General features: G+C 67.4%; 13 protein-coding genes. 11 read left to right on the forward strand and 2 right to left on the reverse strand.

Annotated features, from left to right (window positions below; translation table 11 throughout):
- The first annotated feature begins 325 nt into the window (after nt 1-325).
- From ACGLHR_RS08295 to ACGLHR_RS08320, 6 genes are all read left to right on the forward strand, one after another.
- Complete coding sequence (locus tag ACGLHR_RS08295; protein WP_400093151.1) at nt 326-1,660, forward strand: MFS transporter; 1,335 nt, start codon at nt 326-328, stop codon at nt 1,658-1,660.
- Between the two features lie 14 nt (nt 1,661-1,674).
- Complete coding sequence (locus ACGLHR_RS08300; RefSeq protein WP_400093152.1) at nt 1,675-2,907, forward strand: amidohydrolase family protein; 1,233 nt, start codon at nt 1,675-1,677, stop codon at nt 2,905-2,907.
- A gap of 731 nt (nt 2,908-3,638) precedes the next feature.
- Nucleotides 3,639-4,541, forward strand: coding sequence for a LysR substrate-binding domain-containing protein (locus tag ACGLHR_RS08305; RefSeq protein ID WP_400093153.1), 903 nt, complete (start codon nt 3,639-3,641; stop codon nt 4,539-4,541).
- A gap of 87 nt (nt 4,542-4,628) precedes the next feature.
- Nucleotides 4,629-5,612 (forward strand): Bug family tripartite tricarboxylate transporter substrate binding protein, encoded by a 984-nt coding sequence (locus tag ACGLHR_RS08310; protein ID WP_400093155.1) that lies wholly within the window; start codon nt 4,629-4,631, stop codon nt 5,610-5,612.
- A gap of 352 nt (nt 5,613-5,964) precedes the next feature.
- On the forward strand, nt 5,965-8,202 hold the full coding sequence (locus ACGLHR_RS08315; protein WP_400093156.1) for a TonB-dependent receptor: 2,238 nt from the start codon (nt 5,965-5,967) through the stop codon (nt 8,200-8,202).
- 111 nt (nt 8,203-8,313) lie between these two features.
- Nucleotides 8,314-9,000, forward strand: a complete 687-nt coding sequence (locus ACGLHR_RS08320) for a Fe2+-dependent dioxygenase (protein ID WP_267604446.1) — start codon at nt 8,314-8,316, stop codon at nt 8,998-9,000.
- A gap of 179 nt (nt 9,001-9,179) precedes the next feature.
- Here the strand turns inward: ACGLHR_RS08320 and ACGLHR_RS08325 are convergent, their stop codons facing one another.
- Nucleotides 9,180-10,070 (reverse strand): LysR family transcriptional regulator, encoded by an 891-nt coding sequence (locus ACGLHR_RS08325; RefSeq protein ID WP_400093158.1) that lies wholly within the window; start codon nt 10,068-10,070, stop codon nt 9,180-9,182.
- 171 nt (nt 10,071-10,241) lie between these two features.
- On the opposite strand from ACGLHR_RS08325, the gene ACGLHR_RS08330 reads away from it, so the two are divergent.
- The 5 genes from ACGLHR_RS08330 (at nt 10,242) to ACGLHR_RS08350 (ending at nt 16,266) form a co-directional block, all read left to right on the forward strand.
- The gene (locus tag ACGLHR_RS08330; RefSeq protein ID WP_267604449.1) at nt 10,242-10,634 is read left to right on the forward strand and encodes a 4-oxalocrotonate tautomerase family protein; all 393 of its coding nucleotides are present in this window, start codon (nt 10,242-10,244) and stop codon (nt 10,632-10,634) included.
- A gap of 139 nt (nt 10,635-10,773) precedes the next feature.
- Nucleotides 10,774-12,165 carry a GntP family permease gene (locus tag ACGLHR_RS08335; protein ID WP_400093160.1) on the forward strand — a complete coding sequence of 464 codons (1,392 nt, stop codon included), beginning with the start codon at nt 10,774-10,776 and terminating at the stop codon, nt 12,163-12,165.
- A gap of 132 nt (nt 12,166-12,297) precedes the next feature.
- Nucleotides 12,298-13,131 carry an aldo/keto reductase gene (locus ACGLHR_RS08340; RefSeq protein WP_400093161.1) on the forward strand — a complete coding sequence of 278 codons (834 nt, stop codon included), beginning with the start codon at nt 12,298-12,300 and terminating at the stop codon, nt 13,129-13,131.
- Between the two features lie 68 nt (nt 13,132-13,199).
- A complete protein-coding gene (locus ACGLHR_RS08345) occupies nt 13,200-14,612 on the forward strand; it encodes an FAD-containing oxidoreductase (protein ID WP_400093163.1) in 1,413 nt (470 codons plus the stop codon).
- Nucleotides 14,613-14,637: 25 nt separating this feature from the next.
- On the forward strand, nt 14,638-16,266 hold the full coding sequence (locus ACGLHR_RS08350) for an MFS transporter (RefSeq protein ID WP_400093165.1): 1,629 nt from the start codon (nt 14,638-14,640) through the stop codon (nt 16,264-16,266).
- A gap of 5 nt (nt 16,267-16,271) precedes the next feature.
- Here ACGLHR_RS08350 and ACGLHR_RS08355 read toward each other — a convergent pair whose 3' ends face one another.
- Complete coding sequence (locus ACGLHR_RS08355; protein ID WP_144409844.1) at nt 16,272-16,520, reverse strand: DUF6388 family protein; 249 nt, start codon at nt 16,518-16,520, stop codon at nt 16,272-16,274.
- Nucleotides 16,521-16,636 lie beyond the last annotated feature (116 nt).

The raw sequence follows: 16,636 nt of genomic DNA on the forward strand, positions 1-16,636 counted from the left end.
GACGGCACCGGCCACACTGCCTGGTTGCCTTCGCGCATCACCGCCGCGCCACCTCCGCCACACCCCCTTCCCCGCCCATCCCGCCCTTCCCACTCTTCCCGCCACTACCGCCCGCGCCCCCTTGCGCGGCATGCGGCCCGTTGCCTGCCATGCGCTGCCCGCATGACGACATGCGCAGAATTCGTTTTCGGCCCGACCTCGCTCCTCCTACCATCGGGTTACCTGCCGTGCGCCGCTTTATCCCCGACCGCACCGGGCGGCGCTGCCACGCCGGCCCGGCATCGACACGGTCCGCGCGCCGGGCCCGCCAACCCAGGAGGATGTCATGCACGCAAGCGCCCACCCAGAAGCGCCATCGAAGCCACCAAGCGTCAGCGGCGCGCAACGCCGCCGCGCCATCGTCGCCACCGTGATCGGCAACGGTCTCGAGTGGTTCGATTTCACCGTCTACAGCTTCTTCGCCGTCATCATCGCGAAGCTCTTCTTCCCCACCGGCAACGATCTGTCCTCGCTCCTGCTTGCGGTTGCCACGTTTGGCGTGGGATTCTTCATGCGGCCGGTCGGCGGCATCGTCCTCGGGGTATACGCCGACCGCGTGGGCCGCAAGGCGGCGCTGTCGCTGACCATCCTGCTGATGGCGCTGGGCACCACCATGATCGGCCTGGCGCCCACCTATGATCAGATCGGCCTGTTCGCGCCGCTGCTGATCGTGGTGGCACGGCTGCTGCAGGGCTTCTCGGCCGGTGGCGAGATGGGCGGCGCCACCGCCTTCCTGACCGAGTACGCACCGGTGGAGCGCCGCGCCTACTACTCCAGCTGGATCCAGGCGAGCATCGGCGTGGCCGTGCTGCTGGGCGCCGCGGTCGGTACCTTCGTCACCTCCGCGCTGAGCACCGAGGCGCTCAATGGCTGGGGCTGGCGCCTGCCCTTCCTGCTCGGCATCGTGATCGGGCCGGTGGGCTACTACATCCGCCATCACCTCGACGAGACGCCGGCCTTCCGCGATGCCACCGACAAGTCGGATTCGCCGCTGGCCGAAGTGCTGCGCGACTACCCGCGCCAGACCGCGGCGAGCTTTTCGATGGTGATCCTGTGGACGGTCTGCACCTATGTGCTGCTGTTCTATATGCCGACGTACTCGGTCAAAGTGCTCCATGTGTCGCAGTCGACCGGCTTTATCGCCGGCATGGTGGGCGGCCTGGCGATCATGGTGTGTTCGCCGCTGGTGGGGCTGCTGGCCGATCGCATCGGGCGCCGCGTGCTGCTGTCGAGTTCCGCGCTGCTGATCCTGGTGCTGGCTTACCCGATGTTCGTCTACATCAACCAGGCCCCGGGGCTGGCTTCGCTGGTGGTCTTCCAGCTGGTGTTCGGCGTGCTGATCGCCACCTACACCGGCCCGATCCTGGCGGCGTTCTCCGAGCTGTTCCCGGCCAAGGTGCTGTCGACCGGATTGTCGGTAGCCTACAACCTGGCGGTCACCATCTTCGGCGGCTTCGCGTCGTTCATCATCACCTGGCTGATCGCCAGCACGGGCAGCACCATGGCGCCGGCGTTCTACGTGATGTTCGCCGCCGCCATCAGCCTGGCCGGCACGCGCCTGGTGCGCGAGCCCGCCTACCTGCGCCCGGCGCAGGCTACCCGAGCCGCTCAACCCGCCTAATGACTGTCCCGCGCATGAAACAGATCCTGCTTAAGGGCGGCAACGTCCTCGACCCTGCCCACGGCAGCCTCCTGCAACGCCACGATGTGCTGATCGAGGGCGAACGCATCGCCGAAGTATCGGCCACGCCGATCCACGCCCCCGCCGCACAGGTGATCGACCTCGCCGGCAAGACCGTGATGCCCGGGCTGATCGACTGCCACGTGCACGTGCTGGCCTCGCTGGCCAACCTCGGCCTGAACGCGGTGCAGCCTAATGTACTGGTGGCGTTTCGCGCCATGCCGATCATGAAGGCCATGCTCGAGCGCGGCTTCACTACCGTGCGCGATGCGGGCGGCGCCGACTGGGGCCTGTCACAGGCAATCGAGGCCGGCCTGGTGCCGGGCCCGCGCATCTTCCCTTCCGGCAAGGCACTGTCGCAGACCGGCGGGCACGGCGACTTCCGCCCGCGCGCCGATGTGCTGGAGCCATGCTCGTGCGCCTTTCGCGCCGGCGCCATCGCCCGTGTGGCCGATGGCGTGGACGCGGTGCGCCTGGCGGTGCGCGAAGAGATCCAGAAGGGCGCCACGCAGATCAAGATCATGGCGTCCGGCGGCGTGGCTTCGCCCACCGACCCGATCGGCAACACGCAATACAGTGAAGACGAGATCCGCGCCATCGTGGCGGAGGCCGAGGCAGCCCAGACGTATGTGATGGCGCACGCCTACACCGGCCGCGCCATCGCGCGCGCGGTGCGCTGCGGCGTGCGCACCATCGAGCACGGCAACCTGGTCGACCGCGCAGCCGCGCGCGTGATGCGCGAGCATGGCGCGTTCGTGGTACCCACCCTGGTCACCTACGAAGCGCTCGCGCGCGACGGCGCACGCCTTGGCTTGCCGGCGGCATCGGTGGCCAAGATCGAAACCGTGCGCCAGGCCGGCCGCGATTCACTCGGCATCTACGCGCAAGCCGGCGTGCCGATGGGCTTTGGCTCCGACCTGTTGGGCGAGATGCACCAGGACCAGTCGGATGAGTTCCGCATCCGCGCGGAGCTGCTCGGCAACCTGGAAGCGATCCGCAGCGCCACCTCGATCGCCGCCGCGATCCTGCAGCGCGAAGGGGAGCTCGGCACCGTGCGGGCCGGCGCGCTGGCGGACCTGCTCGCGGTCGATGGCAACCCGCTGGCGGACATCAGTGTGCTGTGCGGCCAGGGCGAGCACCTGGCGTTGGTGATGCAGGCAGGACGGCTGCATCGCCAGCCCGCCTGAACGAAGCCAGCAGCGGGGCCAAAGCCCCGTGCTACGACGACGGCTGTCTCTCCCTCTCCCCTCACGGGGAGAGGGTTGGGGAGAGGGGCGGTTTGGCTAGGAGCCACTTGAAGCGAAGCCCAGTGTTTTCCAGCACGCAGGCGTAACGATCGCCCGCCCTCTCCCCCAGGCCCTCTCCCACAAGTGGGAGAGGGGAGCAAACCAGCGGCAAGATAAACCAATTGTGGTAGCCGTGATTCTCGCCCCACGGGCGGGAATCACTCAAGCGCGATGCGAAGCGAGCCGTCAAGGTTTGAATCTCCCGTTATGCGGCGCCTCGTCGGCAAGCCAAAAGAGCGGAAAAGAGGGACCCATGTCTGAGCATCGCCCTAAGGCGATGTGAGTTTGGGTCCCGGCCGCTCTTTTGGCTTGCCGACGAGGAGGCTTTCGCCGCATCCGGGTCGCCTTCTTTGCCTACTTTCTTGGCGAGACAAGAAAGTAGGTCGCCTCCCCGCAGGGGAGGTGAAACTGCCTTTGACTTTAAGCCGTTGAGCTTTTGAGCAGCAGCACGCATGGTGAACAAGTAGGCATCCGAGAGCCAACGCCACATCCAACACCCGCCCTCTCCCCCGCCCCCACTCGACACGGCTGCTCTCCCACAATTGGGAGAGGGGAGCAAACCTGGCGCTGGCGACCAGCCTCTCGCCATCACCCCGGACTATCATGGCGGATAAACCGTTGCACTCGCCGCCATGCGTATCTCCCCCCTTCCGCCCCTGCCCTGCCTGGTCGCCTTCGAGTCGGCCATGCGGCATGGCAGCTTCACCCGCGCCGCGAGCGAACTTCACCTGACGCAAAGCGCCATCAGCCGCCAGGTGGCGCAGCTCGAACACTTCCTTGGCAAGAAGCTCTTCATCCGCGAGCCGCGCGCACTGCGCCTGACCGTGAGCGGCCAGGCTTATGCCGAAGAGGTGCAGCGCCTGCTGTCGGCCTGCGCCGAAGCCACCGAGGACGTGATGAAGCGCAAGGGCCATGGCGAGCTGACCGTGGCCTGCTCCAGCGGCGTAGCCGTGCTCTGGCTCACGCCCAGGCTGGGAGCCTTCCGCGCCGCGTATCCCGACATCCACCTGCGCCTGCTCGTCAACGACAGCCTGGCCTCGCTCTCTCCCGCCGAGTTCGACGTGGGCATGTATTACCTGCGCGAGGGCCCGCCGCCGGGACTGGCATCACGCCGCCTGTACGACGAAGACGTGTTTCCCGTCTGCGCGCCGCACTACCTGGACGGCCGTCGGCTGGAGCCTACCGACCTCCCCGGCGAGACCTTGCTGATGCTGGAAGACGGGCAGCGCCAATGGATGTCGTGGCAGACCTGGCTGGCCCACAACGGGCTGGCGGACGCGCGGCCGCCGCACAAGCTGGTGGCCAACCAGTATCCGATCCTGCTGCAGCTCGCGATGGAAGGCCAGGGCATCGCCCTGGGGTGGCGCCACATGATCGACCGCTGCCTGCAGGAGGGACTGCTGGTGCGCGCCTGCGAGGCGAGCGCGAGCCTGGGGGGTGGCTACTACGCGGTGTGGCCGCAAGACCGCGCGGAGGCCGCGGCAGCGCGGACGTTCCGCAACTGGCTGGCGCAGCAGAGCGCGGAAAGCCAGTAACGGGGGAGCGAATGCGGGTTCAGCGAATTGACAGGTTCGCTGGTTATCATCCGTTGCTTGCACCCAAAACAGCCAATGGAGACAACCATGCGTATTCCCGCCACCAGCCGCGCGCTGGCCCTCGCCGTTCCCGCCCTGTTCGCCGCTGCCGGCTTCGCCATGCCCGCGCAGGCCGCCGATGCCTGGCCGACCCACGTGATCAAGTTCGTCGTGCCGTTCACCGCTGGTGGCGCCAATGACCTGGTGGCGCGCGCGGCCGCCGACGCGGTTGGCAAGCGGCTCGGCCAGACAGTGATGATCGAGAATCGCCCGGGCGCTGGCGGCGTGGTGGGCGCGGACTACGTGGCCAAGGCCAAGCCGGATGGCTACACCTTCCTGATCGGCGCCGTTGGCACTGTCACCAACAGCCTGATCCGCGCCAAGATGCCCTACGCGGCCGACGACCTGGTGCCGGTCTCCCTGGTCGCGGTGAGCCCGTCCGTGATCGTGGTCTCGCCGTCCCTGCCGGTGAACAACCTGAAGGAGCTGGTCGAGTACTCCAAGAAGCAGCCTTCGGGCGCCAACTTCGCCACCGCCGGCAGTGGCAGCACGCCGCACTTTGTCGAGGAGATGCTCAAGGAAAAAGGCGCGGTGCTGACCGTGGTGCCCTACAAGAGCGGCTCTGAGAGCATTACCGCGGTGATCGGCAACCAGGTCACGGCGACTTCCGAGGCCAGCGTGGTGGTGCTGCCCAACATCAAGGCCGGCAAGCTCAAGGCACTGGGCGCGACCTGGGACAAGCGCATGAGCGCGGCGCCGAACATCGCGACCACTGCCGAGCAAGGCATGCCGGACGTGCGCATCGGCCACTGGGCCGGCGTGTTCGCGCCCAAGGGCACGGACCCCGCCATCCTCAAGAAGATGAACGCCGAAATGAGCGCCGCCATGCAGACGCAGGAGACGCGCGACCGGTTGGTTCCCAACGGCATCGAACCCGCCGGCGGCACGCAGGAGAGCTTCATCGCCTTCATCAAGTCGGAGCGCGAACGCCTTGGCCGTATCGCAAAGAACGCCAACATGACAGCGGAATAAGAAATATTTTCGACCGTCCCCATGACTGGGACGGTGAATGTCTGTATCGGGCCCGTCATGTACGGGCTCGTTTCATTTCTGAAATGTGCTTTATGCGTATTTTTGCATAACCCATGTGCACAATTGGCTTCATTGGCGCCAAATAATGTTTTTAACCCAGGACATTAGAAGCGGTTCTGCATTGTCTGTGATGAAAAGACAACGCGAATTGCAACGCAAATCATTCGCATTTATATTCCGGCTCGCCCAACCATAACTGCCTCCCGCCGTTGGCCGAACCGATCCAGACGCGCACCTTCTCGCCGCTTCCGGCCGGCTCGTGCCCACGGCCGCACCGGAACCGAGATACGACATGAATCGCCGCACGCCGATCGCAACTGCCCTGCTCGCGCTGTTCGCCACGCCCGTTGTCACCCTGGCCCAGACGGTCGCCACTGCCCCCGCCAGGCAGCCCGCGACAACGCTGCAGGAAGTGGTGGTGCAAGGCGGCCGTGCCAACGACGACTACAACGCGGTGAAGAATTCAGTCAGCAAGCTGCCCGAGGAACTGCGCGACATCCCGCAATCGGTGACGGTGGTCAACAAAGCGCTGATCGACGCGCAGGGCGGCACCTCGCTGGCGGATGCGCTGCGTAATGTGCCGGGCATCACCATCGGCGCAGCCGAGGGCGGCCAGATCGGCAACAACATCAACCTCAACGGGTTCTCCGCGCGCACCGACATCTATCTGGATGGGTTCCGCGACCGCGGCCAGTACTATCGCGACGTCTTCGCGCTGGAATCGGTGGAAGTGCTGATGGGGCCCTCGTCGATGCTGTTCGGGCGTGGATCCACCGGCGGCGTGATCAACCAGGTCACCAAGAAGCCGTCGCTGAAGGCCGCCACGGAAGTCACCGGCTCGGTAACCACCAACGGCCTGGTGCGCGCCACCGCCGACTACAACACGCCTACGGGTGAGACCTCGGCCTTCCGCATCGCGGCGATGGCGCAGGACGGCAAGGCAAGCACGCGCGACCAGACGACGGTGAAGGATTTCGGCCTTGCGCCGTCCTGGCGCCTGGGCATCGGCACCCCCACCGAGATCACGCTGTCGGCGCTGGTGCAGCATAACGAAGACATGGCCGACTATGGCTTCCCGGCGATCAACGGGCATCCGGTCAACGTCGACCGCAAGACGGCCTACGGCTTCAATGACGACCGCACCATCCAGGATGTCGCCGCGCTCAACGCCACCGTCGACCACAAGTTCTCGCCCAACCTGCGGCTGCGCAACCAGACCCAGTTCAACTACGTCAACACCAATGCGCGCGAGACCGCGCCGAACGCCGTCGGCACGGTCGGCGCCAAGGGCTTCACCGCCCTCACCACCACCAGCCTGCCGCTGGATGCGCTGTCGGTACGCCTGCAAAGCCACGACCGGCATATCCGCGACTACTCGATCTTCAACCAGACCGAGCTGGCCGCCAAGTTCGACACCGGCCCGGTCAAGCACACCGTGCTGGTTGGCGCCGAGATTGGCCACGATGGCTATGACAACCAGAACTACTACCGCAACGGCGCTTGCAACGGCGTGGCGCTGAACGCCGCCGCGACCGCCACCGCGGCAGCCGGCACCAGCGGCTACGCAGCCTGCGAGCCGCTCGTGAACCCGACCTATGGCAACTCGCCGGCAAACGCGCCGAGCGCGGTCGGCAACCGGCAGGGCGCCTCGGCCAATACGCTGGCGGCCTACATCAATGACTCGGTCGAGTTCAGCAAGCAGTGGAAGATGGTGGCCGGCCTGCGTTACGACCGGTACCTCGCCAGCATCTCCAATTCGGTCAACTCGACCAACACGCGGGGCAGCACCGTGCTGTCCAGCGCCGACCAGACCGTCAACTTCACCAGCGTGCGGCTGGGTGGCATCTGGCAGCCGACCGAGGCCCAGTCCTACTACGTGTCGTATGGCACATCGTTCAATCCGTCACTGGAGCAGTTGGTGGGCACCGTGGGCCAGCAGAACCTGGACCCGGAGAAGAACAAGTCCTATGAAGTGGGCGGCAAATGGGACCTGATGGGCGGTGACCTGTCGCTGACCTCGGCCGCGTTCCAGATCACCAAGGACAACGCGCGCAGCCAGATCGACGCCACCACCTATTCGCTGGCCGGCAAGATCCGCGTGCGCGGATTCCGTGCCGGCGCCACCGGGCGCATCACCAGCAAGTGGCAAGTGTTCGCCGGCTACACCTTCCTGGACGCCGACATCGTCAACGGTATTGCCGCCGGCACCCAGGGCATGACGCCGGCCAACACGCCCAAGCACACCGCGACGGCATGGACCAGCTACGCCGTGCTGCCGAACTGGGAAGTGGGCGGTGGCGCCTTCTATATGTCGCAGCGCTACGCCAACAACACGGACACCGTGCAGGTGGGCGGCTACGTGCGCTGGGACGGCATGATCGCCTACCACCAGCCCAAGTACGATGTGCGCCTGAACCTGTTCAATGTGTTCGACAAGAAGTATTTCGATGCACTGATCCCGTCGGACGGCGGCCGCTCGGTGCCGGGTACCGGCCGCACCGCGATGCTGTCCGTCGTCTACCGCATGTAAGCTGAGGTAAAGTGGCGTGACGCCATATCACCCCATGTCACGCCACATCACGCCACGCGGCGACCCGGGAGCCCCCCCCGGCGCCGCCCGTCGAACCCTGCCGAGATCGCCATGCTTGTCTGCATTCCCAAGGTCCTCAACGCGGAGCAGCTCGCCGCCGTGCGCCAGCAGCTCGACCAGGCTGGCGAGGCCTGGGTGAATGGCCGCGTATCGGCCGGCTACTCCGGCGCGCCGGTCAAGTTCAACCAGCAGATCGATGAGCGCTCTGACGTGGCGCTACAGTGCCAGCAGCTGATCGTGAGCGTGCTCGAGCGCAATCCGCTGTTCATCAGCGCGGCGCTGCCCAATATCGTCTACCCGCCGATGTTCAACCGCTACAGCGAGGGCATGACCTTCGGCGCGCATGTGGATGGCAGCGTGCGCATTCATCCGCACAATGGCCGCAAGCTGCGCACCGATATCTCGGCCACGCTGTTCCTCAGCGACCCCGCCAGCTACGACGGCGGCGAGCTGCAGGTGGAAGACACCTACGGCACCCACAGCGTCAAGCTCGAAGCCGGCGACATGGTGATCTACCCCGCCACCAGCCTGCACCAGGTCACGCCGATCACGCGCGGCACCCGCGTGGCCAGCTTCTTCTGGATCCAGAGCCTGGTGCGCGACGACGCGCAGCGCGCGCTGCTGTTCGACCTCGACAACGCCATCCAGAAGCTCAACCAGACCGGCGCCGACGATGGTGCGCGGCGCTCGCTGGTAGGTTGCTACCACAACCTGCTGCGGCAGTGGACCGAGACCTGAAAGGGGACGAATAAATCTACTGCGCGGCCCATGGCGAGTCCTGTGGTGCTCGCCGTACCCATGTACGGCTGCGCTCCTCGGACCCGCCATGGACCGCTCGCTACGATTTCTTCGCCCCTTTCGGCACGCCTTGTCTTTAATGCTGACGGCCGTGGTCGGAGGAAACTGGTGCCGCCCGGCTAAGCAAACTGCTCCGCCAGCGCCGCCCTGACCTTCCCGACCAGCGCGGCCTCCCCGGCCCGGGCAGGCAGCAGGAAGAATTCCGCAGTGGGCAAGGCAGGCAGCTTGAGCCTGGCCAGCGTAGCCGCATCGATGCGCGTTACCCCCGGCCCGATCGCCGACTCGTTCAGGCACGAGATGCCAAGCCCGGCAGCCAGCGCCAGATGCAGGCCAGCCACGCCCGAGGCGGAATGCGCAATCACGTGGTCCAGGCGCCGGCGCCGCAGCATCTGCACCACGAACTGATGCAGCGAGCAGGTATCGGGCAGCAGCACCAGTGGCAGCGGGCCGCTCACGCGCTCCGCCTCGCCTTGCGCCGCGACCCACGCCAGCGCCTCGCGGCGCAGCACGGTGCCACGCGCGCCTTTGGCGCCAGCTTGCTGGCCTGCCCCCTTGCCCGGCAAGCGCATCGACAAGCCGATATCGAAATCATCGGTGTGCATCCCCGCATCGATGACGCTGCTTTTCGTCACCTGTACGTGCAGCCGGAGGTAGGGATAGCTCTCGCGCAGCCCGCGCAGCATGCCGGCAATCTCGCCCGGCCGGAAGTAATCCGTCACCGCGAGCCGCAGCTCGCCATCCAGCGTGTGGCCGCGCAGGTCTTGCAGCGCCAGCTCGGACAGCGCCAGGATGCGCCTCGCATGCTCGAGCAAGCGTACGCCTGCCGGTGTCGGCGCCGCGCCCTGCTTGCCGCGCGTGAGCAGCGGCACGCCGGCGCGCTCCTCCAGCTTGCGCAGTTGCTCGCTCACCGAGGACTGCGACAGGTACAAGCGGGGCGCCGCGGCGGACAGGCTGCCGGCGTCCGCCACGGTCACGAAGGTGCGTAGCTGATCGAGCTCAAGTGCGCGCATGGCGGGCTCCCATCATGGTTCGGCTTGCTTCGGCTTATTTCGGTATAAACGATGGATAGTATCGCAAATTCCCGTTTTTCCGATAGCAGACAAAAGCCTAGACTGGCATCACTAACCCGCTGGATCAAACCCGGCGAACCAAGTGAAACCGCAAAGACCAAGGAGCCCGTCATGCCCCACATCAACCTGCAGATCTCCGGCAAGCCCAACGCATCGCTGACCCGCCGCAGCGCCGCCGCCGTGGCCGAGCTGACCCAGCGCGTGCTCGGCAAGAAGCCGGAGGTCATCGCCGTCTGCGTGCAGTACATCGACCACGACGCCTGGATCATCGGCGGCGAGCCACTCTCGGAGCAGGGCCGCAATGCGTTCCACCTCGACATCAGCGTGACGGACGAAACCAACACCAAGGCCGAGAAGGCGCAGTACCTGAAGGCCGTGTTCGAAGCCTTGTCGGAGCTGATCGGCAACGTCCATCCGGTCTCGTACATCCACGTGGTGGATGCGCGTGCGGCCACCTACGGCTACGGCGGCTTGACACAGGAGTACCGCTACCACCACGGTTGAGCCCGCGCCAGGCCGGGACAACGACCAGCCTTTGAGGCAGGACATTGTCGCAGCGCAGCAAGCTGTGGCAAAGTCGGCACCTGATCTGCCGCGCGGTGCCACAAGCGCCGCGCGCGCGGAAGAACCACAAGGAGAACCGATGTCCTTCCTGATCGTCCTGGCCGCCCTGGCCTTCCTGATGTTCGCGGCCTACCGTGGCTACAGCGTCATCCTGTTCGCCCCGGTGGCCGCGCTCGGCGCCGTCCTGCTGACCGAGCCCGCCGCCGTGGCGCCGGTCTTCTCCGGCATCTTCATGGAGAAGATGGTCGGCTTCGTCAAACTGTATTTCCCGGTCTTCCTGCTGGGCGCCGTGTTCGGCAAGGTGATCGAGCTGTCGGGCTTCTCGGAGTCCATCGTGGCCGCCGCCATCCGCTATATCGGCCGCTCGCGGGCCAATGCGGTGATCGTCACCGTCTGCGCGCTGCTGACCTATGGCGGCGTCTCGCTGTTCGTGGTGGTGTTCGCCGTCTATCCTTTCGCGGCGGAGCTTTACCGGCAGAGCAACATCCCCAAGCGGCTCATGCCGGGCGCCATTGCGCTGGGCGCGTTCTCGTTCACCATGGATTCGCTGCCGGGCACGCCGCAGATCCAGAACATCATCCCCACCACCTTCTTCAAGACCACGACCTGGGCCGCGCCGGTGCTGGGCCTGCTCGGCTCGTTGTTCATCATCGGGGTGGGCCTGTCCTACCTGGAGTGGCGCCGCCGCGCGGCAATGGCGCGTGGCGAGGGCTACGGCACTGCGTTGCGCAACGAGCCGGAGCGCAGCCAGACCGGCCACCTGCCGCATCCGGCGCTGGCGCTGCTGCCGCTGGTGGTGGTGGGCGTGGCCAACTTCGTCTTTACGCGCATGATCCCGCAGTGGTACGGCAGCAGCTACAGCGTGTCGCTGCCCGGGCTGGCCAAGCCCGTGCAGACGCAGATCGCCACCGTGACCGCGATCTGGGCGGTGGAGGCGGCGCTGTTGCTGGGCATCGTGGTGGTGCTGGCGACCGCGTTCGGCGCGGTGCGCGAGCGCTTTGCCGAGGGCAGCAAGAGCGCCATCGGCGGCGCGCTGCTGGCCGCCATGAATACCGCCTCGGAGTATGGCTTCGGTGGCGTGATCGCCGCCCTGCCCGGCTTCCTGGTCGTCAGCGACGCGCTCAAGAGCATCCCCAACCCGCTGGTCAATGCCGCCGTCTCGGTCAGCACGCTGGCCGGCATCACGGGTTCGGCCTCGGGCGGCATGAGCATTGCGCTGGCCGCCATGTCGGACACCTTCATCCACGGCGCGCAGGCCGCCGGCATCCCACTCGACGTGCTGCACCGCGTGGTGTCGATGGCCAGCGGCGGCATGGATACGCTGCCGCACAACGGCGCCGTGATCACCTTGCTGGCGGTGACGGGCCTCACGCACCAGGAGTCCTACCGCGACATTTTCGCGGTGACCGCCATCAAGACGCTGGCCGTGTTCTTCGTGATCACGGTCTACTACGTGACCGGCCTGGTCTGAACACGGCGGCGCGCGCCGCACCTTGTGGATCGCGCCGTCCTTACCTAGTGTGAGTGGGTAGCCGGTGGTGCGCATGTGTTTTATGCGCCATATGCCGGCTGCCCCACCCTGCACTTCCCACCGGAACACCGCATGAAAACCGTGAGTTTGCCCGGCGGCGAAAGCGTTGCCGCGCTCGGCATGGGCACCTGGAACATGGGCGATCAGCCCGCCGCGCGCGCGGAAGAGCTCGCCACGCTACGCCTCGGGCTGGATCTTGGCCTGACCCTGATCGACACCGCCGAGATGTATGGCGATGGCCGCTCCGAGGAACTGGTGGGCGAAGCCATCGCCGGGCGGCGCGACGAGGTCTTCCTGGTCAGCAAGGTGTACCCGCACAACGCCGGGCGCACCAGCGCGGTGGCCGCCTGCGAGCGCAGCCTGCGCCGCCTGGGCACCGACCGCCTCGACCTGTACCTGTTGCACTGGCGCGGCGGCGTGCCGCTGGCAGAGACCATGGAAGCCTTCATGGCGCTGCGCAAGGCGGGCAAGATCCGGCACTTCGGCGTCAGCAACCTCGACCTGGACGATATGCGCGCGCTGTGGCGCGTGCCCGGCGGCAAAGAGGTGGCGGCCAACCAGTTGCTCTACAACCTCACGCGGCGCGGCATCGAGTGGGACTTGCTGCCCTGGCTGCGTGAGCATGGCGTTCCCCTGATGGCTTATTCGCCGATCGAGCAGGCCACGCTGCTGCGCAATCCCCGGCTTGCGCGCTTTGCCGAGAAGCATGGCATCAGCCCGGTGCAGGCGGTGCTGGCCTGGCTGCTGGCGCAGCAGAGCGTCATCGCGATTCCCAAGACCAGCCATCGCGAGCGCCTGCGCGAGAACCACGGCGCGCTCGCGCTGCAACTCTGCGCGCAGCAACTGGCCGAGCTGGACGCTGCCTTCCCGCCACCGGACGGCCCGCGCCCGCTGGCAATGCTGTGATGTTGTGAGCAGCCGGCGCGCAGCCGGCACCGCCCCGTTGCGTCCATGCCAGCCCAGGAGCCGCCGCCATGACCATCGACTACGACGCCATCATCATCGGCACCGGCCAGGCCGGCCCCCCGCTGGCGGCGCGCCTGAGCGCGGCCGGCCAGAAGGTGGCCGTGATCGAGCGCCAGTCGTTCGGCGGGACCTGCGTCAACACCGGCTGCATCCCCACCAAGACCATGGTGGCAAGCGCCTACGCGGCTCAGCTGGCCCGGCGTGGCGCCGACTATGGCGTGGTGCCCACCGGGCCGGTGACGGTGGATATGGCGCGCGTCAAGGCGCGCAAGGACGGCGTGGTTGGCAAGTCCACGCACGGCGTGGAAACGTGGGTGCGCACGCTGGAACATGGCACCGTCTATCTCGGCCACGCGTGCTTCGAGGGCCCGGACACCGTGCGCGTGAACGACACCCTGCTGCGGGCCGGCAAGATCTTCATCAACGTCGGCGGGCGCGCCGCCGCCCCGCCGATGCCCGGGCTGGAACAGGTCGACTACCTGACCAACGCCGGCATGATGCGCGTGGACACGCTGCCGCGGCACCTGCTGGTGGTGGGCGGCAGCTATATCGGGCTGGAGTTCGGCCAGATGTTTCGCCGCTTCGGCAGCGAGGTCACCATCGTGCAACGCGGCCCGCGCCTGATCGAGCGAGAGGATCCCGATGTGTCCAATGCCGTTCGCGACATCCTCGCCGCCGAGGGCATCGAGCTGCGCCTGGACGCCGAGTGCATCGCGCTGGAGCAGCGCGGCGGGGAGGTCGTGGTGAAGATGGATTGCGCGCGAGGCGCGCCTGAGATCGTCGGCTCGCACGTGCTGCTGGCGGTGGGCCGGCGGCCCAATACCGACGACCTTGGCCTGGACCGCGCCGGCGTCGCCGTGGATGCGCGTGGCTATATCCAGGTGGACGAGCAGTTGCGCACCAATGTGCCCGGCATCTGGGCCATGGGCGACTGCAACGGGCGCGGCGCCTTTACCCATACCGCCTACAACGACTTCGAGATCGTCGCAGCCAACCTGCTGGACGCGGCGTCCGGCGAGCCGCCCCGCACGCTCGGCGACCGCATCCCCGCCTATGCGCTCTACACCGATCCGCCACTAGGGCGCGTCGGCATGAACGAGGCCGAGGCGCGGCGGTCCGGGCGCAATGTGCTGGTGGGCATGCGGCCAATGACGCGGGTTGGCCGCGCGGTGGAAAAAGGCGAAACGCAAGGATTCATGAAGATCCTGGTCGATGCCGACAGCCGCGAGATCCTCGGCGCGGCGGTGCTGGGCGTGGGCGGCGACGAGGTGATCCATTGCATCCTCGACGCGATGTATGCGTGCGCGCCATACACCATGGTCCAGCGCGCCATGCATATCCACCCCACGGTGTCCGAGCTGATCCCGACCATGCTGGGCGAGCTGCATCCGCTGGAGCCGGCCAGGCCGGCGGCGGCGTGAGCGGCCCGCACAGCCAGCGCTGAACATGTCCACCACGCCGCTGGCCCAGGGCCCGTGCGACGACGCAATGCTGCGGGCCGGCCCCGGCGGGCCACCCTGCGCCCGGGCCGACGAGCCGTGGGTGCTGGCTGCCACCATCCTGGCGTCCAGCATGGCCTTTATCGATGGCACCGTGGTCAACGTGGCCCTGCCCGCGCTGCAAAAGGACTTCGACGCCAGCCTGAGCGGCATGCAGTGGGCGGTGGAAGCCTATGCCTTGCTACTGGCGGCGTTGCTGCTGGTGGGCGGCGCCTCCGGGGACCGCTTTGGCCGCCGCCGCGTCTTTGCGCTGGGTGTGGCGATCTTCGCGGCCAGCTCGGCTTGGTGCGGCCTGGTCGGCAACATCGGCCACCTGGTCGCAGCGCGGGCGGTGCAGGGCGTGGGCGCTGCGCTGCTGGTGCCAGGCAGCCTGGCGCTGCTGTCGGCCTCGTTCGATGCGAGCCGGCGCGGCAAGGCCATCGGCACCTGGTCCGGCGCCACCGCCATGACCACCGCACTCGGGCCCGTGTTGGGCGGCTGGCTGATCGAGCATCTGTCGTGGCGCGCGGCCTTCCTGGTCAACCTGCCGCTGGCGGTGGCGGTGCTGGCCATCGTCTTCTGGCGCGTGCCGGAAAGCCGCGCACCGCAGCAAGCCGGGGGACTCGACTGGCCTGGCAGCCTGCTCGCCGCGCTGGGGCTGGGCAGCCTGGTCTACGGCCTGATCGAGTCGCCGGCGCTGGGCTGGGGCCACCCAGCCGTATGGATGCCGCTTGCCGCCGGCCTCGTTGCGCTCGGCCTGTTCGTGCTGGTGGAGGCGCGCGTGGCCAACCCGGTCATGCCGCCCGCGCTGTTCCGCTCGCCCGCTTTCCTGGGCGCCAACCTGCTCACCTTGCTGCTTTACGCAGCACTTGGGGGCGGCCTGTTTTTCTTCCCGCTCAATCTGATCCAGGTGCAGGGCTATTCGTCGACGGAGGCCGGCGCCGCCCTGCTGCCGTTCATCCTGCTGATGTTCCTGCTGTCCGGCTGGGCCGGCGGGCTGGTGGACCGGCATGGTGCGCGCAAGCCGCTGATCGTGGGCCCGCTGGTTGCGGCAGCGGGTTTCGCGCTGTTTGCATTGCCCACGGCCGGCGCCAGCGGCGGCAGCTACTGGCTGACCTTCTTTCCCGCGGTGCTGGTGCTCGGCGCGGGCATGACGATCAGCGTGGCGCCACTGACCACCACGGTCATGAACGCGGTGCCGCCGGGCTCGGCCGGCACGGCGTCCGGCATCAACAACGCGGCGGCACGCGTGGCCACGCTGCTGGCGATTGCCGTGCTGGGGATCGTGATGGTGCGCGTGTTCGACTACCGGCTGGACCGCTCGCTTGGCCAGTCGGTGGCGAGCGGAGCGGTGTCGGCGCAGGTGGCGCGGGCCGTGCAGGCGCAACGCGCGAAGCTCGCCGCCATCGCGCTGCCGGCGGCCACGGACCCGCAGGCGAAAGCGGCCGTCCGGCAAGCGGTGGACGGCGCCTTCGTGGCAGGCTTTCGCTGGGTCATGCTGCTGTCGGCGCTGCTGGCTGCTAGCGGGGCGGCATGCGCCTGGGTTTTCCTGAGCCCGGCGCGCGGCAAGACCGGCACCGGGAATGCTGGCAGCTAGCGCATCTAGCGCCGTGGCGCCGGCGCCGCGCGCTCGCCCAGGTACACCAGCAGCAACTCCTCGACAGTGAGGCGCCGGAGCCTGGCTTCGCGGCCAATCGCGCGCTCCAGCTCCGAGAGCTGGAAGGCTTCCACGCTCATGCCGACAGCGCGCGCGTGGCGCGGGGTGATGACCTTGAGCAGCGCCACCACTTCGGGGTTGTCGGCGAGAAAACGCTCATGGGCCAGTTGCAAGCGTTCGGGGGAGAGAGTCATCAGCAGGGGACCGCAATATTGTGGGTGCAAGGTGGGTGGGGCGCGACAGGTCTGGTGAGCAGGTCCGAGGCAGGAATGCGCACCGGCGCCCGCCCATTACACCACAGCCGTGCCGG

This window comes from Cupriavidus sp. CuC1 (assembly GCF_044627735.1).
GTDB classification, from domain to species: domain Bacteria; phylum Pseudomonadota; class Gammaproteobacteria; order Burkholderiales; family Burkholderiaceae; genus Cupriavidus; species Cupriavidus ulmosensis.

What these genes read in the sequence shown, in the direction of transcription:
- ACGLHR_RS08295 (WP_400093151.1), top strand. Translation starts at nt 326, where the DNA reads ATGCACGCAAGCGCCCACCCAGAAGCGCCATCGAAGCCACCAAGCGTC.
- ACGLHR_RS08300 (WP_400093152.1), top strand. Translation starts at nt 1,675, where the DNA reads ATGAAACAGATCCTGCTTAAGGGCGGCAACGTCCTCGACCCTGCCCAC.
- ACGLHR_RS08305 (WP_400093153.1), top strand. Translation starts at nt 3,639, where the DNA reads ATGCGTATCTCCCCCCTTCCGCCCCTGCCCTGCCTGGTCGCCTTCGAG.
- ACGLHR_RS08310 (WP_400093155.1), top strand. Translation starts at nt 4,629, where the DNA reads ATGCGTATTCCCGCCACCAGCCGCGCGCTGGCCCTCGCCGTTCCCGCC.
- ACGLHR_RS08315 (WP_400093156.1), top strand. Translation starts at nt 5,965, where the DNA reads ATGAATCGCCGCACGCCGATCGCAACTGCCCTGCTCGCGCTGTTCGCC.
- ACGLHR_RS08320 (WP_267604446.1), top strand. Translation starts at nt 8,314, where the DNA reads ATGCTTGTCTGCATTCCCAAGGTCCTCAACGCGGAGCAGCTCGCCGCC.
- ACGLHR_RS08325 (WP_400093158.1), bottom strand. Translation starts at nt 10,070, where the DNA reads ATGCGCGCACTTGAGCTCGATCAGCTACGCACCTTCGTGACCGTGGCG.
- ACGLHR_RS08330 (WP_267604449.1), top strand. Translation starts at nt 10,242, where the DNA reads ATGCCCCACATCAACCTGCAGATCTCCGGCAAGCCCAACGCATCGCTG.
- ACGLHR_RS08335 (WP_400093160.1), top strand. Translation starts at nt 10,774, where the DNA reads ATGTCCTTCCTGATCGTCCTGGCCGCCCTGGCCTTCCTGATGTTCGCG.
- ACGLHR_RS08340 (WP_400093161.1), top strand. Translation starts at nt 12,298, where the DNA reads ATGAAAACCGTGAGTTTGCCCGGCGGCGAAAGCGTTGCCGCGCTCGGC.
- ACGLHR_RS08345 (WP_400093163.1), top strand. Translation starts at nt 13,200, where the DNA reads ATGACCATCGACTACGACGCCATCATCATCGGCACCGGCCAGGCCGGC.
- ACGLHR_RS08350 (WP_400093165.1), top strand. Translation starts at nt 14,638, where the DNA reads ATGTCCACCACGCCGCTGGCCCAGGGCCCGTGCGACGACGCAATGCTG.
- ACGLHR_RS08355 (WP_144409844.1), bottom strand. Translation starts at nt 16,520, where the DNA reads ATGACTCTCTCCCCCGAACGCTTGCAACTGGCCCATGAGCGTTTTCTC.